Below are 21,209 nucleotides of genomic sequence, written 5' to 3' on the forward strand. Positions count from 1 at the left end.
GCGGTGCCTGCGGAAGGACCACCGTGGCGGACCCTGCCCTGGGGCCGGTGCGGACCATGCGGCAACACCTGATCGTGGCAGCCACGGTCAACGCCGTCTGCACCGGCCTCCCGGGCGCCCCGAAGGTGACCGCACTTAAGGACGGCTGGCTGATGACCGGCGCGGCCGTCGCCTCCAGGCAGTGCCAGACTGTCGAAGAATTGTGGTCCGCCGTGGCCGTCTCCTTCACCGACGCGTCCGTTCTGGACCGGTTGCGAAGCCGGCGTCAGGCGTACGCGGCGGATCCGGCCAATGCGGGCCTGCCCGCCCGGGCTGCCGGTCTTGCCGGACCCGAACACTACCTAGGAGATTTTGCATGACTGATTATTCCCCGCTCTGGTCACCCATCCGGATCGGTGCCACCCAGCTGGACAACAGGGTGGCGCTGGCTCCCATGACGCGGATCAGCGCCACCGAGGACGGGCATGCCACGGAGAGGATGGCGTCCTACTACCGGACGTTCGCCCGCGGGGGTTTCGGGCTGCTGATCACGGAGGGCATCTACCCGGACACCGCCCACAGCCAGGGCTACCACTTCCAGCCGGGCATCGCCACGGAGGAACAGGCCCGGTCCTGGGCGGACGTGGTGGACGGCGTCCACGAGGCGGGCTCGAAGATTTTCGCGCAGCTGATGCACGCTGGGGCGCAAAGCCAGGGGAACCGGTATGTCACCTCCTCGGTGGGGCCCTCGGCGGTGGCACCGAAGGGGGAGCAACTGGGGTTCTACCGGGGCGAAGGTCCGTATCCCGTACCTTCCGCAATCACGTTGTCCCAAATGAAAGAGGTCCGGGACGGGTTCGTCACGGCGGCGCTGCGGGCGCAGCAGGCCGGGTTCGACGGCGTGGAGATCCACGGTGCCAACGGTTACCTGCTGGATCAGTTCCTCACGGACTACCTGAACCAGCGCGACGACCTCTACGGCGGCTCACCGGAAAACAGGGTGCGGCTTGCCGCTGAAATCTGCCACGACGTCCGCGAGGCCGTTGGCCCGGACATGACGGTGGGGATCCGCATCTCCCAGTCAAAGGTCAGCGACACCGAGCATAAGTGGGGCGGGGGAGTGGCCGAAGCCGAGGTCATCTTCGGCACCCTGGGCGCCACGGGGATCGATTTTGTCCACACCACCGAATACCGCGCCACCGAGCCGGCATTCGCGGATGCGGAGGAGACCCTTGCTGCGCTGGCCAAGCGGTACTCCGGGGTGCCGGTGATCGCCAACGGCAAGCTCGATGATCCGGATACGGCCGCGTCCATGCTGGCCGACGGCTCAGCGGACGTTGTCGCGCTGGGCAAGGGAGCCTTGGCCAACCGGAACTGGCCGCACCTTGTCCGCAACAACCTGGAATTCGGGGAGCTCGACCCCGCCGTCTTCGCTCCTTTGGCGGACGTCAAGGACTGGGAGCTGGAGGACAGGTAGGCCGGGGGAGCCTCGGCTTTTAAGCGGCATCGATGGCGTCGAGCCACTCCAGGAACGTCTGGCGTCCGACGGCGGATCCCGGCACCGGGATCAGGGAGCCGTTGCGCATGGCCTTGCCCATGGGGCCGGGCAGGTGCAGTGGAACGATCCGTTTCTTCTGCTGCGTTTTGGCGAGGTAGGCCGCGACCAGGCTTTTCAGCTGTTCGGTCCGCGGGCCGCCGAGGTCCGGGATGCGGCCATTCGGGCCGGCCTCGGCGGCGTCCACCAGGGCCGCGGCCACCTCCCTTGCCGCCACCGGTTGGGTGACCATCGTGGGAACGAAGACCAGCGGGCCCACTGATGCGGCCTTGATGGACATCGGGACGAACTCGTGGAACTGGGTGGACCGGAGGAGGGTCCAGGGAATGCCGCCGTGCTTGACTTCGTCTTCCTGCACCAGCTTCCCGGCGTAGAGTCCTGAGTTGGCTTTGTCGATGCCCACAATGGACAGTGCCACATGGTGCTTTAAGCCGGCCTTCTTCCCAGCGGCCAGCAGGTTCTGGGTGGCGTTAGTGAAGTAGTCCACGGCTTTCTTGGTGGACGTGGCCTGGATGCCGGAGACGTCGATGACGGTTTCAACATTTTGGAGTGCCTGATCGAGGCCGCGCCCGTTGACGAGGTCCACTCCCTCCGCGCGGCTGAGGCTGACCACCTCATGCCCGCGTTCCCTGGCGATGGCCACGACGTGGCGGCCCACTGTACCGGTTCCCCCTGCAACGGCAATCCTCATGGAAGCAATCCTAGGCGGGTCCTCCGACAAAAGATCGGGAATTAGGAAGCGGCCCGTTTGGCTTCGCGGGGAGGGCTCGGCGCAGGATGCTTGGCTAGGTGCATGCAGATGACCCTCGCAGGTCGGCGTCCATGCGCCCTAATAGGTACCGCGCCCTGGCGGGTAGCCTCCGGCACCTGCAGGTGCAGACACTGGCAGCGTCATCTGGAAACCGAACTCCGCCCAAATGTCGTCGTGGTTCTCGTTTGCCGTGTACTCCGCGCGTAGCTCAAGCAGCCCGTCTATCCGCGAGATGTACAAGAGGCCTCGTTGCCCGGTCGAGCTGAGGGGATGCAATGCGATGCGGGACCCTCCAAATGTCGTGACAACGAGGGGCCCCTCCGCAGGTATGACGAGGACACGCCTCAGTTGCCTAACGTGGCGGAGGGCGATGGCTACGGAGCCCCCATGGAACCCAGCTAAGGGCCGGTTTCCTGCTGTTTCGATACGGCTCCCGACAAGAGCTCCGTGGAGAGTCTCAGCGCCAGTTATCAGGTCATTGCCTTCCCAGGCCACGGCACCTGCACCAGCTACCAGAAGCGTTCCGATGCCGGACTGGCGTGCATTGAGCCGCGCCACCGGGTTATTTGTTGAGAGGTGCCCGACTTCCTCGATAGCAGGTGCAGAAAACAGCCGAGAAGCCAAGGTTTTTGGAGGCTGGCCAGCATGCTTCGAGGCTTCGGTTGTCGGTTCACGTTGCTGTTTCCTCTCCAAATGAAGTGAGGAGCGACTAACCGAATTGTTATCAGGGCTCGGCACTGTAGTTTGGCTCGACCCTCCAGCGGCTACAGACGGCACGGGCCGCTTGCGCCGAGTGATGTAGGTGATGTCCGGGCGAGGAGCCCTCGACGGAGGTGCCATGCTAAAGAATCACTTTGTAGTCGGTCGCAAGGGCCGACAGCCCATTCAGATATCCCTGCCCAATCGCACGGAATTTCCATCCGCCTCCGTGCCTATAGAGCTCACCGAACACCATCGCTCGAACCTGTGCTTGGTCTGCCAAAGGAATATCGAAGCGGACAAGTTCCCGGCTTCCCTGATCCGCTACACGGATATACGCACTCTTCACCGCGGCATATGTCCCAAGGCCTCTAACCTCTGGATCGACGTAGACAATAAAGACAATCTTTCTCACCGGCTCGGGTACTCGGTGGAGGTCAACGTCGATCTGTTCAACGTCATCCGAACCGACGAAGTGGAGGCCGTCATCCGGCGTCGACAGCTGGTTGAAAAACACAAGGTGTTCGTCCGAGATGGCTCGTCCGTCCGGGCCGCACATTATCGCCAATGGTACGAGCTCCGCCTGCGGTCCTCTGCTTGGGACCAGCGACCACCCAAAGCCGACCAGCGCCCTTCGTAGGTCGGGATTTTCTGCAGTCAGGGCTGCATTACTTCCAGGGGCCATGGAGGCCATCTAGTCATCCTCCAAGAGCAGACTGCCGAGATCGAACTTATCTTGCAGGAACCGCCCATGAATTGCTAATTCGGTCGAAGAGCCGTTGTGTATCTCACCCTCCAGTGTGGAGGCCGTCGAATGTAAGACCGCCAATTGTTCAAGCAGCAGTCGGGTTTCGGGGGAATCTGAGGCCCGATTGACTGCCGGGAGGGCTAGGTAAGTCCGCAACGACGTGGGCAAATAATCAGCCGACATTGCGGCCAAGAGGACTCGCTGGTCGATTGTGGATCCGATGTTCCCGGCATGCTCGACGAGTGCACGCAGTAGATCTGTGATCTGGGCGAACTGCGAGTAAGCCACAGTTGGTACGTCTGCACCGCTATTCCGCAGTTGGGCGGCCAACGAGCTGAGCGCCTCCCCAGCGGCACGCAGCTCGTCCTCTTTCTCGTCGCTGATGACCAACTGTTCTGGCCTCGGGTCCTGCGGGGAGCCAGAGCCGAACAGTGAACCGAAGAGCCTACTAGCCATTTTGGGGACAGGTATTGCTGAACTGGAGCATCAGTTTCCCTCTTGCTGCCTTACGCGTTCGAGGTAAGGCTTGGCCCTTTCAATGCCGGACTCGAGAGCGCGGACGGTTCCCTCCATGCTTTTGTTTGCCTGCGAGCGGAAGGTGTCGATGGCGTCGATCGTCTGGAAAACATTGTCAAAAGCCCGCTGAAGGGTCTCGACGCTGACTCCGGAACTGGCAGCCTGCTGGTGAATCCTGCTGGTCTGTTCCTTCAGCATCTCGCTGGTCTTCAGGATCATGTTGTTAGTCGTTGCATTGATGGCATCGATTTGATCGAGAACCAGCTTTTGATTCGCCAGCGCTTGCGCAACGATAACTGCAGTGCGCAGTGCGGAAAGAGTCGTAGTCCGGGCCCGTTCGACTCCTTTGATTAGTTCTGTGTTGTTCTTACGAATCATGTCGATCGCCAGGTAGCCCTGAACGGAAACGGCAAGCTGGGTCAGGATGTCCTGGTGGCGCTGACGAATCGGGAAGAGTACGTCGGAGTCCAGCTTGGCGGCGTCATCGATCTGCCCGTTGTTCCGCATAGCTTCAATCTTCGCCACCGTTGCATCGTCCAGCGCTTTCGCGAAGACACCGTATTCACTGAGGCTCTGCATCGTTTCCCACAGACGGGCTTTCTCTTGGGCGAGGCTTGCATTGTCCTTGAGAAGTTCGTCCTGCCCTGCCAACAGTGCCTTAATGATGTTGTCAAGCTGCTTCTGGGAGGATTCGTACTTCTGGAAGTACTTGACCAACTTGTTGCCGCCAGGGAAGACTCCGAGGATTTTCCGACCAAGGCTGAGGTCTGCTCTGTTCGGCGTCAGCTCCTCTACGGTGGTTCGCAACTCTCCCAATGTGGTTGCGACATAGATTTGGGCACTGTTGCCTGTCTTTTTGGCTCCAGCCACTGAAGTTGATGACCGTTCCAGGAGGCGATTGGACGTGTTTGAGGACGCGACCAATTGCTGCCCGGCAAGGCGGTTGATTCCGTCGATCTTGCTCGTGTACTCAGGGCTGGCTGGGTTTAAGGCAGCGACTTCTGCAATGAATGCTTTCGCCTGAGTGTTGATCTCGGCCTGCCGCTCGGGAGCGACCGGGATCATGGCTGCGGCGGTTTCTTCCCTGACTATTTCCGGTTCCTCCGGAGCCTTCAGCAAGAGGGCATCGTCTGCGGCGTCCGGCGGGGTGAGTTGAATACTCATGATGATCCTTTGCGTGTTGAAGAAGCCGAAGGAGAGGCCTGTGAGAAATGAAATGCTGTGGCTCCCCGGCAGCCACAGCGGCTGCCGGGGAGCCTAAGAAACTCAGTCCAGGCCGATGCCGAAATCTGTTGCGATTCCACGAAGGCCTGTGGCGTAGCCCTGGCCCACGGCCCTGAACTTCCAATCGCCGCTGTTGCGGTACAGCTCGGCGAAAATCATGCAGGTCTCGGCAGCGGCATCCTCGGTCAGGTCGTAACGGACGATCTCGCTATTCGTGTCCTCATTGACCACACGGCAGAACGCGTCCCGGACCTGGCCAAAGTTCTGGCGGCGAACGTCCGCTTGGTCAATGGAGACAACGATGACAATCTTTTCGATCTCGGCCGGTACCAGGCTCAGGTCGATCAATATCTGCTCGTCGTCGCCCTCTCCCTCACCGGTGCGGTTATCACCTTGATGAACAACGGAGCCGTCCTTTGAGGACAGTTGGTTGTAGAAGATGAAGTCATCGTTTGAACGGACTTTCCCGCTCGCGGTGACCAGCAATGCCGACGCGTCCAGGTCGAATTGCTCGCCTGCAGTGGTCCGTGGGTCCCACCCGAGGCCGATCATTGCGCGGCGAAGCTGCGGGTCGGCCTTGGTTAGCGAGAGGTTGCTTCCTTTACTCAGGGTCAGGGTTGCCAATTTTGTCTCCTTAATCTGTTCCGGATACTAAAGCGTTGCGGCTGCGGGCCGAACGACGTCGAATGCTGTCTTGCCATTGGCTGGGCTACCGATGGCCTGAAAAACCCATGCGCCCTGGGAGCGGGAAACTTTAGCCATGACCATGGCGGTGAAGTGGCCAGACTCGTTGAGCCGGTAGTGAGCCACTTCCGGGCTGCCGACAACCGAATCGTCGATGACCCTGCAGAAGGCATTCTGAATCATGTCGAAGGTCTGCTGACTGTAGCTGGTAATGACGAACACGATGTGTTGGACAGTCGGAGATACCGCGGGAAGATTCACGAGAATGGATTCGTCGTCTCCTTCGCCTTCACCCGTCAGGTTGTCCCCAGTGTGCTGTATGGAGCCATCTTTGCTCTTGAGTTGCTGGAAGTAGACCACGTCCAGTGGTTTCCTGTTGGCGTCGTAAAGGATTGCTGAAGCGTCCAGGTCGATTTCCGTGGTTTTAGATCGACCGAAAAAGCCGCGTTTGGCAGGTGCTGCCGCGTCCCATCCAAGCCCAAGGCGGATATGAGTTAGGGACTCGCCATTTTGCTTGATGAGCGACAGTGTCTGCCCCTTTTGCAAGCTCAACCCCATTGTTGTACTCCTGTCATTTCCTTCTAAACGGATGTGGATGAAAGTGTTTCGGGTGCGGAATCGGATGTCGGGACCTTTCGATTCCGAAGGACCGAGTAAGCAAAAGCCGCTCCGATAAAGACGACCCCAATTAGACCTGTGATCACTTCATTGACCGGGGCGGTAATGGTAACCATCAGAATGATGGCCAAGGCGCCGATTGCCCAGTGCGCACCATGATCCAGGAATTCAAACTCGTCCAAGGTTCCTTCCCGGACCAGGTACACAGTCAGCGAGCGCACGAACATTGCTCCGATGAGCCCCAGCCCGAGGGCAATGATTACGGGGTCGGCCGTTATGGCAAAAGCACCGATAACGCCATCGAAGGAGAAGGAAGCGTCGATGACCTCGAGGTATAGGAAGAGCATCAGCGCTGCCTTGCCGGCGACCCGTCCCGCGACGCCACGCGGCCGGGCCGCTGCTGACGCATCCTCAGCTTCGTCCTCGTCGACGTCGAAGAGATTGCCAAGCCCGTTCACGAGCATGTAGGTGATGATGCCGAGAAGTCCCGCCAGCAGCACGATTCCTTGTTTGTCTCCAGCAAGGAAGCCGGCGATGGTGAGGACGGCCAGTGCTGTGACCATCGATGCCCCCTCCAGCTTGCCGAACCGCGCCAGGGGGACTTCCAGCACCTTGATCCATTTCAGGTCCCGCTCCTCGAAAATGAAATCAAGGAAGATCATCAGCAGGAACAGGCCTCCGAAAGCCGCGATTTGAGGGTGTGCCTCATGCAGCAGGTACCCGTAAGTGCCGGGCGTCTGCGGATCACCCTTCTGGAGGGCGAGGTTTACGGCTTCAACGGGATTCAGGTGCGCTGTGACACCGACAATCAGAAGAGGGAAAAGCACCCGCATGCCGAAGACTGCAATCACGATACCTACGGTCAGGAACATCCGCTGCCAAAAAGGATTCATCCGCTCAAGAATCCGTGCATTTACGACGGCGTTGTCGAAGCTGAGGCTGATTTCCAGAATGCCGAGGATCAGGCAGAGAACAAGAGCGTGGGGACCTCCGTAAACGAAGGCTACAACCAAGGCGGCTGCGGTCACCCCAAATGACCATCCAAAAGTACGTACCAGCAAGGTTGTCTAACTCCCCATTTGTGGGTCTATTCGTTAGCGAAATGACCACGGACTTACGGGAGTGAGTAAGTCCCCCCGACTTGAATCACGATCGTAGCCAACGGTTCGCTTCCCAGTCATGCTGATTTCCGCTTCCTTTGTTAGAACTGGGACAATCTTTGGTGGTCCTTGATGGAAACTTGAGGATCAATATCAGGCTACTTACTAAGTCTCGCTGTTGCCGAAAAAAATTTGTGTTTGAGGCGACCACGAGAATATTTAGCGTGTAATGTCAAATCGTGCTGCTAGGAACGAACGTGCATCTTGAGTTGGCTACTTGCACGGATGAGATAGATTCCGGTTGCATCCACTCATAAAGCTTTGATCATGCCGGGAATGACCGCAGCGGTGTTTCCGAATCAAAAAAAGGATTTGTCATGGCCCTTTCCCTCGAAAAAATCAGCACCGAGGCGCCCGGTCTTCTTTCTCTGGCTAAGACAGCGTATGAAGCTGTCGATACCTCCGGTCTCAACGGGCAGAAAGCAAAGGTTGCGGTAGTTCTCGACTTCTCGGGCTCGATGGCAGCGGTTTACAGGTCCGGTGCCATGCAACGCCTGGTAGAAAAAGTGCTGGCCTTGGCCACACAGTTCGACGACGATGGGGCCATCGATTTCTTCGTTTTCGACACCAAGGCCTCCTACTTGGGTGAGATCAGCATCGGTGATTTTCCTGGTTCGGTTGACCGCCTCACCCGCGGTCGGAGCATGGGTAGTACCAACTACGCGCATGCGTTCCTCACTGTCAGGGAGCATTTTGGTTTCGCGCCCCAGCCCCTTCCGAAAAGGGGTTTGTTCGGTCTGCTCAAAGGACCGGCCGCGGTAGGAAACCCAACAGCTTCACCTTCCGACATCCCTGTCTTCGCGCTGTTCCTGACAGATGGTGCCCCAGACAGCAAGGATGCTGCCATCCAGGCCCTGACGGAAGTTTCCACGGCACCGATCTTTTGGAAGTTCCTGTCAATTGGCAGGAGGTCGATCGCATTCCTCGAAAAACTGGATGACATGAAGCAACGCTTCGTGGATAACGCCAACTACGAGCCCATCGGAGACGTTGATGCAATCAGCGACAGCCTGCTGTTCAAGAAGATGTTGCAAGAGTTCCCGGAGTGGCTCGATGAAGCACGTGCCAAGCGGCTGCTTAAATGAGGACTCCAGTATGGGTCACTTTGACACTTCCTTCGACTACAAATTCGACAAGCCAGCGAAGACCAAGCCGGACGCCGACAGGGATAGCCCTAGGCTCCGGATGCATCATCAGCTGCTGTGGACGAAGAAGTTGAACTCCGGCATCCTGTTCGCCCCGATAGCACCGTCCGTGCGTCGGAACGGCTACCTAATCTTTACCGATCCTTCCGGGGTCAGCCACTGGTACGGCAGCGACGCCATCACGAACTCCTACAGCACCTGGCTACGTCCGAAGGCTCTGGTTAGCGCTGTCGCCGGTCTGGACTCGGAACAGAAGTCTCGTTATCTGCACCCGGAGTACAGCATCGGCAGTGCGATGATTTGGCCTGTCAGGTCGAGGGACCTTCCCACGATGAACACGGCACGGGGGTTGCGCCCGCGCATCGCTGACCGCATCGACCTCACCCTTGAATGCATTCGGCGTCATTACGCGGGGGAGTCGGACAGCCCGCTCGCAGATGTCATCGCTGCCTACGCTGATTTCTTCGAACTTTTCGACGGGTTTCAGGAGTTCGTGGAGTTCTTCCATTTCCAGGACCTGGTTACTCCTGGCTTCGACGAGGTCGAGTTCTTCCTTCCGTTCGACAACTTCAGGCGACCAGGAACTCCGGCGACAACGGCGGAATATGTCACGTACCGGGAGGCCTCGCTGAATTTCATCGCAGGGCGCGGACGCCGGATGGCCAAATGGGTCACCGAAAACTGCCCTCAAATTGAGGTCTGCGAATAGCGTTCCCGTCCGGCTACTGCGACTGGCCGATTTCGTGTCTCCGGAACCATCACTTTGGCCTCGAAGGAGAACTCTTGGAAACTTCATCCACCGCATCCAGTTCAATCGTGGGAAAGCTTCTCGAAGAAATATCTTGGGAGAAAGCCAAAGACTATCGCGCCGACGGGCAAGGTCGCGAAAATGTCCTCACCGCGGAAGTGCTGATCGGATTGGATTTCTTGCCCAGAACCGAATTCCTCGCTGCCGTTGTCGGCGCGGCGTCCGGGGCCGACGCCGCGCGCAGCAAACTTGCCGCAGAGGTGGAGGAACTGCAAATGCACTTCCTGCCGGGTGACTTCAGCCCCAGTGCAAGCGGCGGTAAGCCAAAGCTGGTGGTTCAGCCCGACGCCATCTTCAAGACTCCGAGCACATACACCTTGGTTGAAGCCAAACGGATTCGATATGGCAGTTTTCAGCCCGAACAACTGGCCCGCGAGTACATCACTCTCATGTCTCGAGCCGAAGGTGCTGTCCCACTACTCCTGCTTTTGGGTGTCGCACCGCCCATCCGTGTCAAGGGGAATGGCCAACTCGGAATTGCGGAAGCTGTTGGTCGGTTCCTTGGCCCCGTCCTAGAGCGCCTTGGTGACCCAGCGCTTCCTTCCGAATCGGAACTTATGGAGCGGATTCAGGAGGTCTTTTGCTGGATATCCTGGCCGGACCTGGATGAACGCGTTCGCGAAGCTGCGGCCAAATACGGCGTGGGGCGCCATTCTGCCAATGCTTCTGTGCAGCGCGTTGCCTCATTCATCCGGAACGCGATCGCTTGGCATGCTTGAGCACTCCCGGTGAGGAATGATCTAGTCATCTCGTCTGCGCATTAGTTGGCAGAGCGAACGACGGCGGCACGCGCCAGGGCTTGAGATGGCTCAGTGGCTGCCCCTGCAGGTGCTGTCCTGCAGGGGCTTGCTATCGTGCAGGCGTCAGTTCTTCTTGAGGTTCACGGTCGTAGTGGTTCCCAACGCGCTGACCTTGTAACTGATAGTGCCGCCCTCGTACTTGAATTCCTTCGTCGCGTCACTGGATGCGAGGAGGGATGACTTGGTGGCCTCAACATCCCGCGTTGAAGTCCAACTGTAGGGCTCGTTCGCACTAGTTGGGCTTACGAACGTTCCGATCCAGTAGATCGAAGTCGTATTGCCGCCGTCGGAAACCCACTCGATAGTCATCTTGTCAGCCGTGACAGTGGCCTGCTGGTACGACTTTTCGCTGCTCGGGTTGCTCTGCTTCCATGAGCCGATTAGGTCAGGGACCTTCGGAGCCTCCTGCGTCGCTTTGGAGTCGGCAGCACCGGCTGCTGTGTTGCCCGTTCCGCTGCATCCGGTCAGGGCAAGAACGGAAACGAGCGCAATAGATGCGATGGACTTCTTCAAGGATTCCCCCATAAAAAGAATTGAATGATGCATCGAGAATCATATGCCGACTGACGCACCTCCTTGGCAGGACAGGTCATCCAGCCAAGATTGCTGCTCAGGCGATTTGGGCAGCGCAAAAGGTTCTTCAAGAGACGTTGAAGCTTTGCCAGCGGAGGCCAAGGTCTATCTGGTGACCTTTTTGTAAAGCCATCCTGGCGGCCCCTCACCTTGCGTCCCCTTAACCCGCTGCGCCCACAGCCGCTTTCGCAGCCTGGGACGCTTTCATCCACTCCGTCAGCCACGGAGCCCGGATGCTGGACGTGATCCGGCAGTCGGCCACGAAGGTTCCTTGGGCGCCGGCGTCGATCCAGTCCTGCAGCGCAGTCAGATCAGACAGCGACCGGATGACAGCAGACTGCGCACCCAACGCCCGCGCAACACCGCTGAAGTCCACCTCAGGGATCAGCATGGGCTTTTCGGTCAGGCCCTGGGAGCCGTACTGGTGGATCTCCGCCCCGTAAGCGGCGTCGTTGTAAATCACCACGATTGCGCTGCGGGCCGAGCCGATCAGCGATTCGAGGTCCGACAGGCCCATCAGGAACCCGCCGTCGCCGGAGGCCAGCACCAGGGTGCGGCCTTCCTCCACCGCGCGGGCTGCCCCGACGGCACTCGCCAGCCCCAGACCGATCGACTGGAACGCCGTCCCCACCATCACTAGGTCCTGCGGCCGCGGGATGTTCCAGTACATGGGCGCCCACCCGATGAAGTGGCCGCCGTCCTGCACCACAGTGCGTCGCTCCGGCAGCAGGGCGTCGAGTGCGGAGGCGAGGGCGCGCGGGTCCAGCCGGCCGTCCACCGTCTCGGCGGATCCGGGGGAGTGATCCGGTCCCGCAGCAAGACGCTTGGCGCCTTCCGAACGCCACGCTTCGCCAGCAGCCACACCATCAAGCAGAGACAACAGCCGGGAAGCTGCGGCCTTCACATCAGCCTGAACAAACGCATCAACCCGCGGATTCGTCGGCTCAACCGCGGTGTCGATCTGAATAACCGTCGCATCCGGGCCCAGCAGGTGCCCGAACCGCATAGTGAACGGGCTCAGGCTGGCGCCGGCCACCAGGACCACGTCGGCCTCGCCCATGAGCCCGGCCGCGGTGTCGGTGCCGAAACCGCCCGCGACGCCCAGGTACCCCTCGCCATTGAGGAGGTTGAGCGCCAGGGCGGTTCCGGCGGTCAGTGCGCCGAGCCGGTCGGCGAGTTCGCGGAGTTCCGGGCCGGCGCCGGCGAGGTGCGCGCCGCGGCCGGCGAGGATCAGCGGGCGCCTGGCCCCGGCGAGCAGGCGGGCCACCTGCCCAAGGTCCGTGCCGCCGTCGTGCGTTCCCTTGGGTGCCGGCGCCGGAAGGTCCTGGTCCTCGGCCTCGAGTGCCGCGAGGTCATAGGGGATGGCAATCACGACGGCGGTGCGCCGGGTGAGTGCGTACTCCACCGCCTGCCGGGTGATGGCGCCCGCGGCGTCGCGGGTGACGGTGAAGGTGGCCGCGCCGAGGCCGGCGGCGATGGCAGCCTGGTCCACGTCCTGCGGCCGGGCGCCGGTGGTGGGGGCGTCGCCGGTGACCAGTACGACGGGGATCTGCGCCTGGACGGCCTCGGCCAGTGCGGTGAGCGCGTTGGTGTAGCCGGGCCCGTAGGTGGTGGTGCCGGCGGCGAGCCGTCCCGAGGTGCGGTAGTAGGCGTCGGCCGCGGCGATGGCGGCGCCCTCGTGCCGGACCGGGGTGAAGCGCAGGCCCTGCTGCTCCGCGGCGTCCAGGAAGTAGACGTTGCCGTTGCCCATGACGCCGAAGACGTCGCTGACGTAGCTGCTGAGAACCTGTGCCACGCGGCCGGAGACGGTAAGTGAAGTCATGCAGGAATACTGTGACGCAGGCCTCAGGATCGGCAACACACCGGAATGCGGCTGGGACTTTTGGCAACAAGAGAACAAGAGAACTGCCAAAACGCCCAACTATGGCGCGCATCACCCTGAGTTAGCTGGATGCGGTGGATTCCTGCTCCGACAGTCGGCTGATCAGCCCGTCGTACCGAGGCGGCATGAGTTCCAGGATCGATATGGCCGTGCTGGTCCGCTCGATTCCCTCGATCTCCAGGATCTCGTTGGTAATGCGGTAGAGGTCGGCGGTGCCGCGGGCCACCACCTTGGCCATGAGGTCCGCGTCGCCGGTGGTGGCGTGCACTTCGATCACCTCCGGGATCGCGGCGAGCCCGTCCTCCACCGAGCCCGTCCGGGTCTGGCTGATCGACAGGGAGAGGAAGGCCATCAGCTCGTAGCCGAGCGCGGCGGGGTCCAGCCTGCGGCTGAAGGAGCGGAGCGCGCCGCTGCGCTCCAGCCGCGCCAGCCGGGCGTGAACGGTGTTGCGGGCGACGCCGAGCGTCCGGGAGAGTGCCAGGGCGCTGGCTTCGGGGTCCTTGTCCAGGGCAAGGATGATCCTGCCGTCGAGCGAATCGAGTGTACGGGAGGCCGTGATGGTCATATTTTCACCAGAGGTATTAGAAGTTGAGCAGAAGTCCCAAGCACAAAAGCGTATCTTGCATTGTGGTCCGGGTCACTTCCATGATCAGTCTCCATGACCCCTGAACAACTCCTGGCCGCACCCGCCACCGCGCTGCCCGCGCTGCGTGCCGCGGTGACCGGCCTGCCGGCCTACGTCCCGGGCCGGCGCAGCCTCGGCGCGGACATCGCCGCCCTCGCCAGCAACGAAAGCCACTACGAGCCCCTGCCCGCCGCCACCGCCGCGGTGGCCGCGGCGGCCGGCAGGATGAACCGCTACCCGGACATGGCCGCCGTCGAACTCCGCGAACGGATCGCCCGGCATGTGGGCGTCACCGCGGAGGAGGTGGCGGTGGGGCCCGGCAGCGTGGGCGTCCTGCAGCAGATCATCACCGGACTGTGCGACGCCGGGGACGAGGTGGTGTTCGCATGGCGCTCTTTCGAGGCGTACCCCATCCTGGTGGAGCTGGCCGGCGCCCGGCCGGTCCGCGTCCCGCTGGACGACGCCGAGGGCCACGACCTGGATGCCATGGCCGCCGCCGTCACCGGCCGCACCAGGGTGATCCTGCTCTGCACCCCCAACAACCCCACCGGCGTACCCATCAGCCATGACCGCCTCGAGGCCTTCCTGCAGTCCGTCCGCTCCGACGTCCTGGTGGTGATCGACGAGGCTTACGTGGAGTACGCCGACGCCGGCAGCGGCCCCGACTCCCTGGCGCTCTACCGCCGGTACCCGAACGTCTGCATCCTGCGCACCTTCTCCAAGGCGTACGGGCTCGCCGGCCTGCGCGTCGGGTACGCCATTACGACGGCGGCAATCGCCGAAGGTCTGCGGCGCACCGCCCTGCCGTTCGCCGTGAGCGCGCTGGCGCAGAAGGCCGCCATCGCGTCGCTGGACGCGGGGGAGGAGATGGCAGCCCGGGTTTCCCTGGTGAAGCGGGAGCGCGCCCGGATGGCCGCGGAGCTCGAGGTCCAGGGCTGGAGGCTGCAGCCGAGCCAGGGGAACTTCCTGTGGATCCGCGCCGACGCCCCGCTTCTGGCCTTGCTGGTGGAGGCGTTCGATGCCGTCGGCATCATGGTCCGGGCGTACCAGGGTGACGGCGTGCGGATCACCGTGGCCGACCCCGCCTCCAACGATCGCGTGCTCCGGCTCCTCGCAGCCCACGCGGCCCTGGCAATTCTCTGACTCTTTTCCCATTCCGTTCCACCTACCAAGTAAGAGGAATCCCCATGGAACACCAGACAAAGACGTCTGCCCGCGCCCTCGGCGCGGCCCTCAAACCCCGGCAGCTCACCATGATGGGCCTGGGCAGCGCCATCGGCGCGGGCCTGTTTATCGGCTCCGGCGCCGGCATCCAGGCCGCCGGCCCGGCGGTGCTGCTCTCCTACCTCGTGGTAAGCACGCTGATCATCCTGGTGATGTGGGCGCTCGGCGAGATGGCCGCCGCTAACCCGGACAGCGGCGCCTTCTCCGTCTACACGGCCAAGGCGTACGGGCCGGTGGCCGGCGCCACGGTCGGTTGGCTCTGGTGGATCCAGCTCGTCGTGGTCATCGCGGCCGAGGCGCTCGGGGCGGCCGGTCTGCTCGCCACCATCTTCCCGGCCCTGCCGGTGTGGCTGATGGCCTTCGTGTTCATCGTGGTGCTCACCGCCGTGAACCTGACCAGCGTGAAGAACTTCGGCGAGTTCGAGTTCTGGTTCGCCCTGCTGAAGGTGGCGGCGATCGTCGGGTTCCTGCTGGTGGGCTTTGCGCTGCTGTTTGGCTGGGTGCCGGGCGTGCAGTCGCCGGGCCTGAGCAACTTCACGGGGGAGGGCTTCGCGGTCAACGGGTTCGGCGGGATTGCGACGGCGCTGTTCGTGGTGGCATTCGCGTTCGGCGGCACCGAGATCGTATCCGTGGCTGCAGCTGAGACGGCGGAGCCGGTCCGCAGCGTGAAGAAGGCGGTCCGGACGGTCCTGTGGCGCATCCTGGTGTTCTACATCGGCGCCATCTTCGTGATCGCTGCTGTGGTGCCCGTGGGTTCAGCGGGACTGAAGAGCCCCTTCGCTGCGGTGCTGGACGCCGCCGGCATGCCCGGTGCGGCCACCGCCATCACACTGGTGGCCGTCGCAGCACTGCTCTCAGCGCTGAACGCCAACCTCTACGGTGCTTCCCGGATGGCGTTCTCCCTGGCCGAGCGGGGCGAGGCGCCGCGGTGGCTCGCTTCGGTGTCCAAGGCCCGGGTTCCGGTGGTGGCGGTCCTGGCCAGCGTGGCCTTCGGTGTGGTCACAGTGGTGCTTGAGCTGGCCTTCCCCGAGATGGTGCTTGGCGTTCTGCTGAACATCGTGGGTTCGACGTGCCTGCTGGTGTGGACGTCCGCGCTCCTGGCCCAGCTCGCGCTGCGCCTCCGCGCCGACCGCGAGGGATCAGAGCTTCCGCTGCGGATGCCCGGCTTCCCGTGGCTCACAGGCCTTGGCCTGCTCATCCTCGCGGCAATCTTTACGGTGGGCTTCATCGGCGAGGAGTCGCGGCAGCAGTTGCTGAGCACGTTCGCCCTGGTGGCGCTGCTGGCCGGGGCTTGCTGGGTGAATCACTGGAAACGGGATCCTGCGCCCGTTTCCGAAACTGCCGACAGTGCCAAGTCCCCGGTACTCGTCGACTGAACCAGATCGGCCACCCGAGGGCGCGTCCGGCTTTGGCCGGGCGCGCCACTTTGCAATTATTGCCAGGTAGCTGCGCTGACTGCCCTTGCATTCCGGCCGCCCGACCTTAGCCGCTGTCCGGACCCTTCCCATTTGTAGCAGGGGTCCTGTTGCTTGCGACGCGCCGAAGCCCGTCGTTCCTTCCTTACGGCGCGCAGCTTCCGGACGCTAAAGGGGAGCGGCCGCACCCCAAAGGGTGTAAATACGACCGCTCCCCGGCTTCATGTCAGTCGTCGCCTGGGCACTTGCTACTGCTGGACTTGGACCGCGCGGCTACAGGATGGAGCTTCCTGCTCACGTCCTTCATGTCGTCCGTGGCTTCGCTCATTCAGTCTGTAGCTCCTGGCCGTCGCCGCCTTAATGGCATCGCGCGAATACCCGATGACATCCTTTGGCAGGCTCAAGCCCTCATTGGCGGCAGCCAGAGTCTCCTTGCAGGATGATGGTGTGCCGTCAGTGACGTGGTCGATACCCACGCCCAGGCTCCCGGCAACTACGACCCCAACACAACGAGGCTCAGGGTCAGGCCGTGCTTCTTGATAAATCCCGCCGCGCTTTTTTGCGCGCAGGACTCCCGGACCACCAGCGGACGGTTGGCCAGTGTTGGGGGTCGTGCTCCGGGTGTGAGTAATGGGCGGTGGGCGGATCGACCTGCGCCCGCTGCTGCGGGTGCTCCGACGTTAGAAGTTGTATTCCCAGCCGCCGATGTTGCTAATCAGGTAGTTGGTGTAGATCAGCGTGCCCGTGGTATCCGGCACGTCGAGAACAACCTTGCCGGTGACCTTTTCAGCCGGCCCTATCCCCCGGCCATTGGCTGAGAGCATTTGAGTGTCAGGCAGGCATGTGTACGCGGGGCCAGTTCCAAGGTTGCCGTTGTACGTGGTGCCGTTCTTGCCAACGAATTTCATCATGCCCGGACCCATGTCGAACGTGAGCGGACCTTGCGAACTCACGAAGTCCGGTGTCGTCTCAACCGCCACGTCGAGCACTACAAAGTGCCCGTTCTGCGGAGCCTGTGGGTACGGGCCAGTGCATGGCGCATCCGGCGTGATCGAGTTGACGGTGAAGTTCACCATGGGCTTGCCGTCCTTGTTGGTTATACCGGCAGGATCCCCCAGCTTCTTGATGAGGTTGCCACGCGGGGACTTGTTGCCTGCGGCGGTCGGCGTCGGCGTGGACGGTGCAATGGACTCCACACTGGGGGCCGTGGGTGACGAGCTGGTAGCGCCGCCGCAGGCGGTAAGTCCCAGGCCAGCGGTTGCGGCGAGTGCGAATACGGAAAGAGACCTTGCGAACTTCAATCTAGTGTGCCTTTCTAGCATGAGTGATTCGGGAATCATCTCACGTTGTTACATATCATTTAGTTAGTGACTGGATTATGACTTTGTGGCGTGCTAATTGATCGAGTGAACATTCCGCTCCGCTTGCTATGCCGCGGGCAGTAATCAGTCCGATCTGCCCGTACACTCCCAGCTTTCTGGCGGGTCATGTCAGCTCCATGGCGCAGTTCATAAGCGTTTATGCGGACGCGCCCTGATCCAATGGCTGAATTCCATGAATATTGTGGGGAGGCGTTGCAATCAAACCTGCCTGCCCTTTAATTGCGTGACAGAAGAAGACATGATGCCTGCGGTGCAGCGTCCCTCCGTAATAGTAAGCCTGCCAGAGTCCACAGCTCATCATCTGATGACGAAGCCGTGACAGGGTGCGGCCGCGATTCGACGTGTGCAGCTTCTCGATGGGGTAGGGGATGAAGTAGTCATACAGAGCGGCGAGGGTCTCGTGACAAACGCCGACGGCTGCCCCATTCCTGACGCCGTGCCCATCCGTTGGTCGAACTGCTCGTCGGCTGGTGTAGTAGAACGAGAAAGAGCTCACTCCCGGCAGATGTTGCGGCCAGATTTGGGTGACCATACGCTGAGCAAATCGGGTCTAGCGGAGCGGACTGGACGATCTCCCGGGATTGACCGATTGCCCATCCACTCACAGGCTGCTGATTAGCAGCTCACACGAAACGTTGGTCTGGGTATGGATGCGGACGTCTTAGAGGCAATTGGACTTTCCCACCTTCATCAGGTTGGGCCCGAAAGTCTGAGCAAGTTGCTCGCAGGTTCCCATCGCAAAGATGTGCCCGCCCGTACCGTCACGCACCGCGAGGGCGATACGAATCAGCACCTGGAACTGATTTTGTCTGGTGTCGTAAGAGTCTTCGTCAGAGATCCGGACGGACGCACCATGACCATCCGCTACTGCCGGTCTGGGTCTCTTCTCGGCGCAGCATCGCTGTTTGCCCCGGAATTCTCCCTACCGGCTTCCCTCCAGACGCTGACGGCCACAAAGTTGTTGAGCTTGTCGCCGGAAAACGTGCGGCAAATCGTAAATGAGGATCCGAAAGTCGCGGTTGCGTTGCTCGAAGAACTCAGCGAACGGGTCCTCACCTTCATTTACCAGATTCCAGGCAGCGCCTTCGCTAGCGTCCGCCAACGGGTTGCCCGCCATTTGCTCGATTTGGCCTCCGAGTTGGCGCCTGAACATGTCCGGGCTGGGCCGGAGCCTAAATCTGAGCTCGTGGTCACGGCATCGCAGAGTGAACTCGCGGAGGCAGTGGGGACGGCGCGAGAAGTTGTGGTGAGGATTCTGCGTGAGTTACGGCATGAAGGCATAGTTCACACTGGCCGGACCGGCATCGTCATTTTGGACCCCGCGCGGCTGGTCCAGGAGACGCGGTGGAACATAGGTTCCTGACAGGCCAGCGTATCCAGGCCCACACTGGAGTTCTCGAAGATCTAGTAAGGCAGGCGCGTCATGGTCATCGATTGTGTGGTGGTTGGAGCTGGCCCAGCCGGGCTCGCGGCTAGCTCCTTACTATCGGAATTCGGCATTGAGCACGTCGTTCTGGAGCGGGCGCGGCCAGGTGAAACTTGGCGGACCCAGCGCTGGGATTCGCTTCACGTCAACAATCCCGCGTTCATGAATGCGATGTTAGGTGACCAGGAACCGGATACCTACCTGAGCCGACAGGAAGTGGTGCAGCGCCTCGAAGAGCTGGCTTCGAAAGCGCCGGTGTTCGCTGGCATCGACGTCGTCGGGCTGGCTCGACACAACGGTCGGTGGCTCCTCCGCACAAGTGACGGCGAACTTCAAGCCCGCAGCATCGTGGTTGCAAGCGGCGGCGAGAACGTACCACGTGTGCCTGCCCTAGCAGGCCGCTTACCCGTTCGAGTCATTCAATGCCATGCCGCAACCTACAGGAACCCCGGCGATCTGCCCGAAGGAGCGGTACTTGTTGTTGGCAGCGCGCAGTCTGGGACCCAAATCACTGAAGACTTACTGGCTGCTGGCAGACGTGTTTGGCTGGCAACGTGCCCGGTCGGTCGCGCATCGGCAAAATATCGCGGAGGAGACATGGCCCGTTGGCTGGACGAGGCAGGCTTCTTCGAGCACCGCCCTGAGGACCTGCCAGACCCTCGCGTGGTCCGGGCTGTACCGGGATTGCTGGCGCCCCGCGGGCATGACATGAGCCTGCAGCTGCTGTCCAAGGCTGGAGCAACGCTCACGGGCCGTCTCGTAGCAGTCCAAGGCGAGACTCTCGCTTTCGATGACAGCACTGCAGCCAACATTGCCTACGGAGATCGTTCCGCGGCGAGCATCCGAAGCTTGATAGATGCACATATTCAAGCTCACGGGCTTGACGTACCAGAGGCCGAACCCGACCCAGCGGAACCGGCGATCGACATCGACCCGCCCCGACAACTTCGCCTTGCGAGCGCGGGGATAAGCAGTGTCATTTGGTGCACGGGCTACAAAGGTGCATTCCACTGGCTTGGGGAGGACCTTACAGATTCGGCCGGGGCACCATTGCGCCAGGGACCAACGTCGCCTGCGCCGGGTATCTGGTTCATCGGCTTACGGTGGCTCATACGCCGCACCTCGGGAAACTTCATGGGTTTTCCCAGAGATGCCGAAGTCATCGCCAACCAGGTACGAAGCTTTCTGGCGGCCAGGGTTTCCTGAGCAGGCCATGGCCGCCAGAGCGGTGGTTAACTTCCACCACTCGCCAGCCCCATAAACATCGTCCGGTGAAGGATGTCCACGTGCTTCCGGGAAACCTCCACCGCATCCTGAACGTCGCCTGCGCGAAGGGCTGCCACTAGGGCGATGTGGTCCTGGTTGGACTTGTGCAGCTTCTCGATGGGGTAGGGGATGAAGTAGTCGTACAGCTCGGCGAGGGTCTCGTGATAAACCTCGACGGCGGAGTCCAGGCATGATGCCGTGCCCACCAGCTGATGGAATTGCTCGTCCATCCGGTGGTAGTAGGACCAGTCGCTCGACTCGGCCATTTCCCGGGTCAGCCGCTCCAGCTCATCCAGCTGCTCAGATGAAGCATTTACCGCTGCATAGTGAGTCACCGCGCATTCGAACAGCAACCGCCGGTCCACCAGCCGGTTCACAGCTTGGGACTCCGCCGGTGACGCAGAAAGCTCCGACAAAACATCAGCAGGCGGCGCATCCGCCACGAACGTTCCCCCGGCCCGCCCGCGCCGCCGCACTACCACGCCCTGCTCCGCCAGGCTCGCCAACGCTCGGCGGGCCGTGATCGGGCTGACCGAAAGCCCCAGGGCCACGTCCTCCTGGTCCGGCAGCCGCTCGCCCGGCTTCAGCAGCCCCAACGAAATCGCCATCCCGATTCGCATGCGAACGGCGTCCATGGCACTGCGGCGCTCCATCCCTGGCATCCTGCCGGCACTCAGGCGTGAGGGGTCGGCGGTGTCCTCCAGCTGATCGGTCATAACCGCTACTTTA

The 21,209-nt window shown here is 61.6% G+C and carries 22 protein-coding genes; 9 read left to right on the forward strand and 13 right to left on the reverse strand.

The annotated features are described in order from the left end of the window. The first annotated feature begins 23 nt into the window (after positions 1 to 23). Together NMQ03_RS05270 and NMQ03_RS05275 are read left to right on the forward strand one after the other, a co-directional pair. A complete protein-coding gene (locus NMQ03_RS05270; protein WP_255174698.1) occupies positions 24 to 359 on the forward strand; it encodes a hypothetical protein in 336 nt (111 codons plus the stop codon). Next, a complete protein-coding gene (locus NMQ03_RS05275) occupies positions 356 to 1,456 on the forward strand; it encodes a tRNA-dihydrouridine synthase (protein WP_255174699.1) in 1,101 nt (366 codons plus the stop codon). The genes NMQ03_RS05270 and NMQ03_RS05275 overlap by 4 nt, the downstream gene beginning before the upstream one ends. Positions 1,457 to 1,475: 19 nt before the next feature. On the opposite strand, the gene NMQ03_RS05280 is transcribed toward NMQ03_RS05275, so the two are convergent. The 7 genes from NMQ03_RS05280 to NMQ03_RS05310 all read right to left on the reverse strand — a co-directional run bounded on the left by NMQ03_RS05280 (position 1,476) and on the right by NMQ03_RS05310 (position 7,802). Then, the gene (locus NMQ03_RS05280; protein ID WP_255174700.1) at positions 1,476 to 2,225 is read right to left on the reverse strand and encodes an SDR family oxidoreductase; all 750 of its coding nucleotides are present in this window, start codon (positions 2,223 to 2,225) and stop codon (positions 1,476 to 1,478) included. A 901-nt stretch (positions 2,226 to 3,126) separates the two neighbouring features. Beyond that, positions 3,127 to 3,678 (reverse strand): TerD family protein, encoded by a 552-nt coding sequence (locus NMQ03_RS05285; protein WP_255174701.1) that lies wholly within the window; start codon positions 3,676 to 3,678, stop codon positions 3,127 to 3,129. Next, positions 3,679 to 4,122: a hypothetical protein gene (locus NMQ03_RS05290; RefSeq protein ID WP_255174702.1), complete on the reverse strand. Its 444-nt coding sequence runs from the start codon at positions 4,120 to 4,122 to the stop codon at positions 3,679 to 3,681. A gap of 96 nt (positions 4,123 to 4,218) precedes the next feature. Beyond that, positions 4,219 to 5,412 (reverse strand): toxic anion resistance protein, encoded by a 1,194-nt coding sequence (locus tag NMQ03_RS05295; RefSeq protein ID WP_255174703.1) that lies wholly within the window; start codon positions 5,410 to 5,412, stop codon positions 4,219 to 4,221. 102 nt (positions 5,413 to 5,514) lie between these two features. Continuing rightward, positions 5,515 to 6,096, reverse strand: a complete 582-nt coding sequence (locus tag NMQ03_RS05300; protein ID WP_255174704.1) for a TerD family protein — start codon at positions 6,094 to 6,096, stop codon at positions 5,515 to 5,517. Between the two features lie 27 nt (positions 6,097 to 6,123). Next, positions 6,124 to 6,714 carry a TerD family protein gene (locus tag NMQ03_RS05305; protein WP_255174705.1) on the reverse strand — a complete coding sequence of 197 codons (591 nt, stop codon included), beginning with the start codon at positions 6,712 to 6,714 and terminating at the stop codon, positions 6,124 to 6,126. A gap of 23 nt (positions 6,715 to 6,737) precedes the next feature. Beyond that, positions 6,738 to 7,802 (reverse strand): DUF475 domain-containing protein, encoded by a 1,065-nt coding sequence (locus NMQ03_RS05310; RefSeq protein ID WP_255174706.1) that lies wholly within the window; start codon positions 7,800 to 7,802, stop codon positions 6,738 to 6,740. Between the two features lie 449 nt (positions 7,803 to 8,251). Here NMQ03_RS05310 and NMQ03_RS05315 point away from each other — a divergent pair, with 449 nt between their 5' ends. The 3 genes from NMQ03_RS05315 to NMQ03_RS05325 all read left to right on the forward strand — a co-directional run bounded on the left by NMQ03_RS05315 (position 8,252) and on the right by NMQ03_RS05325 (position 10,606). Beyond that, the gene (locus NMQ03_RS05315) at positions 8,252 to 9,019 is read left to right on the forward strand and encodes a VWA domain-containing protein (RefSeq protein ID WP_255174707.1); all 768 of its coding nucleotides are present in this window, start codon (positions 8,252 to 8,254) and stop codon (positions 9,017 to 9,019) included. 10 nt (positions 9,020 to 9,029) lie between these two features. Continuing rightward, the gene (locus NMQ03_RS05320; protein WP_255174708.1) at positions 9,030 to 9,788 is read left to right on the forward strand and encodes a hypothetical protein; all 759 of its coding nucleotides are present in this window, start codon (positions 9,030 to 9,032) and stop codon (positions 9,786 to 9,788) included. 74 nt (positions 9,789 to 9,862) lie between these two features. Continuing rightward, positions 9,863 to 10,606 (forward strand): hypothetical protein, encoded by a 744-nt coding sequence (locus tag NMQ03_RS05325; protein WP_255174709.1) that lies wholly within the window; start codon positions 9,863 to 9,865, stop codon positions 10,604 to 10,606. A gap of 144 nt (positions 10,607 to 10,750) precedes the next feature. Here the strand turns inward: NMQ03_RS05325 and NMQ03_RS05330 are convergent, their stop codons facing one another. The 3 genes from NMQ03_RS05330 to NMQ03_RS05340 form a co-directional block, all read right to left on the reverse strand. Beyond that, positions 10,751 to 11,212 carry a hypothetical protein gene (locus NMQ03_RS05330; RefSeq protein ID WP_255174710.1) on the reverse strand — a complete coding sequence of 154 codons (462 nt, stop codon included), beginning with the start codon at positions 11,210 to 11,212 and terminating at the stop codon, positions 10,751 to 10,753. Positions 11,213 to 11,420: 208 nt separating this feature from the next. Further along, entirely contained in the window at positions 11,421 to 13,082 is a 1,662-nt protein-coding gene (locus NMQ03_RS05335; RefSeq protein ID WP_255174711.1) for a thiamine pyrophosphate-binding protein, read from the reverse strand. 121 nt (positions 13,083 to 13,203) lie between these two features. After that, a complete protein-coding gene (locus NMQ03_RS05340) occupies positions 13,204 to 13,707 on the reverse strand; it encodes an Lrp/AsnC family transcriptional regulator (RefSeq protein ID WP_255174712.1) in 504 nt (167 codons plus the stop codon). Positions 13,708 to 13,800: 93 nt separating this feature from the next. Between NMQ03_RS05340 and hisC the strand changes: the two genes are divergently transcribed. Together hisC and NMQ03_RS05350 are read left to right on the forward strand one after the other, a co-directional pair. Further along, positions 13,801 to 14,910 carry a histidinol-phosphate transaminase gene (gene hisC, locus NMQ03_RS05345; protein WP_255174713.1) on the forward strand — a complete coding sequence of 370 codons (1,110 nt, stop codon included), beginning with the start codon at positions 13,801 to 13,803 and terminating at the stop codon, positions 14,908 to 14,910. A gap of 44 nt (positions 14,911 to 14,954) precedes the next feature. After that, positions 14,955 to 16,367 (forward strand): amino acid permease, encoded by a 1,413-nt coding sequence (locus tag NMQ03_RS05350; RefSeq protein ID WP_255174714.1) that lies wholly within the window; start codon positions 14,955 to 14,957, stop codon positions 16,365 to 16,367. Positions 16,368 to 17,086: 719 nt separating this feature from the next. Here NMQ03_RS05350 and NMQ03_RS05355 read toward each other — a convergent pair. After that, on the reverse strand, positions 17,087 to 17,602 hold the full coding sequence (locus NMQ03_RS05355; RefSeq protein ID WP_255174715.1) for a DUF4352 domain-containing protein: 516 nt from the start codon (positions 17,600 to 17,602) through the stop codon (positions 17,087 to 17,089). Between the two features lie 322 nt (positions 17,603 to 17,924). Further along, positions 17,925 to 18,320: a hypothetical protein gene (locus NMQ03_RS05360; RefSeq protein ID WP_255174716.1), complete on the reverse strand. Its 396-nt coding sequence runs from the start codon at positions 18,318 to 18,320 to the stop codon at positions 17,925 to 17,927. 114 nt (positions 18,321 to 18,434) lie between these two features. On the opposite strand from NMQ03_RS05360, the gene NMQ03_RS05365 reads away from it, so the two are divergent. Together NMQ03_RS05365 and NMQ03_RS21095 are read left to right on the forward strand one after the other, a co-directional pair. Continuing rightward, positions 18,435 to 19,151, forward strand: coding sequence for a Crp/Fnr family transcriptional regulator (locus NMQ03_RS05365; protein WP_255174717.1), 717 nt, complete (start codon positions 18,435 to 18,437; stop codon positions 19,149 to 19,151). 60 nt (positions 19,152 to 19,211) lie between these two features. Further along, positions 19,212 to 20,420, forward strand: a complete 1,209-nt coding sequence (locus tag NMQ03_RS21095; RefSeq protein WP_369693200.1) for a flavin-containing monooxygenase — start codon at positions 19,212 to 19,214, stop codon at positions 20,418 to 20,420. Positions 20,421 to 20,446: 26 nt separating this feature from the next. Here the strand turns inward: NMQ03_RS21095 and NMQ03_RS05370 are convergent, their stop codons facing one another. Further along, complete coding sequence (locus NMQ03_RS05370) at positions 20,447 to 21,196, reverse strand: FadR/GntR family transcriptional regulator (protein ID WP_255174718.1); 750 nt, start codon at positions 21,194 to 21,196, stop codon at positions 20,447 to 20,449. Positions 21,197 to 21,209 lie beyond the last annotated feature (13 nt).

Source organism: Arthrobacter sp. DNA4 (genome assembly GCF_024362385.1).
In the GTDB taxonomy this organism is placed as follows: Bacteria; Actinomycetota; Actinomycetes; order Actinomycetales; family Micrococcaceae; genus Arthrobacter.

Coding starts and splice junctions, on each gene's coding strand:
- NMQ03_RS21095 (WP_369693200.1), top strand. CDS start 19,212: ATGGTCATCGATTGTGTGGTGGTTGGAGCTGGCCCAGCCGGGCTCGCG.
- NMQ03_RS05350 (WP_255174714.1), top strand. CDS start 14,955: ATGGAACACCAGACAAAGACGTCTGCCCGCGCCCTCGGCGCGGCCCTC.
- NMQ03_RS05360 (WP_255174716.1), bottom strand. CDS start 18,320: ATGGTCACCCAAATCTGGCCGCAACATCTGCCGGGAGTGAGCTCTTTC.
- NMQ03_RS05320 (WP_255174708.1), top strand. CDS start 9,030: ATGGGTCACTTTGACACTTCCTTCGACTACAAATTCGACAAGCCAGCG.
- NMQ03_RS05295 (WP_255174703.1), bottom strand. CDS start 5,412: ATGAGTATTCAACTCACCCCGCCGGACGCCGCAGACGATGCCCTCTTG.
- hisC (WP_255174713.1), top strand. CDS start 13,801: ATGACCCCTGAACAACTCCTGGCCGCACCCGCCACCGCGCTGCCCGCG.
- NMQ03_RS05340 (WP_255174712.1), bottom strand. CDS start 13,707: ATGACCATCACGGCCTCCCGTACACTCGATTCGCTCGACGGCAGGATC.
- NMQ03_RS05305 (WP_255174705.1), bottom strand. CDS start 6,714: ATGGGGTTGAGCTTGCAAAAGGGGCAGACACTGTCGCTCATCAAGCAA.
- NMQ03_RS05330 (WP_255174710.1), bottom strand. CDS start 11,212: ATGGGGGAATCCTTGAAGAAGTCCATCGCATCTATTGCGCTCGTTTCC.
- NMQ03_RS05275 (WP_255174699.1), top strand. CDS start 356: ATGACTGATTATTCCCCGCTCTGGTCACCCATCCGGATCGGTGCCACC.
- NMQ03_RS05285 (WP_255174701.1), bottom strand. CDS start 3,678: ATGGCCTCCATGGCCCCTGGAAGTAATGCAGCCCTGACTGCAGAAAAT.
- NMQ03_RS05315 (WP_255174707.1), top strand. CDS start 8,252: ATGGCCCTTTCCCTCGAAAAAATCAGCACCGAGGCGCCCGGTCTTCTT.
- NMQ03_RS05280 (WP_255174700.1), bottom strand. CDS start 2,225: ATGAGGATTGCCGTTGCAGGGGGAACCGGTACAGTGGGCCGCCACGTC.
- NMQ03_RS05365 (WP_255174717.1), top strand. CDS start 18,435: ATGGATGCGGACGTCTTAGAGGCAATTGGACTTTCCCACCTTCATCAG.
- NMQ03_RS05370 (WP_255174718.1), bottom strand. CDS start 21,196: ATGACCGATCAGCTGGAGGACACCGCCGACCCCTCACGCCTGAGTGCC.
- NMQ03_RS05335 (WP_255174711.1), bottom strand. CDS start 13,082: ATGACTTCACTTACCGTCTCCGGCCGCGTGGCACAGGTTCTCAGCAGC.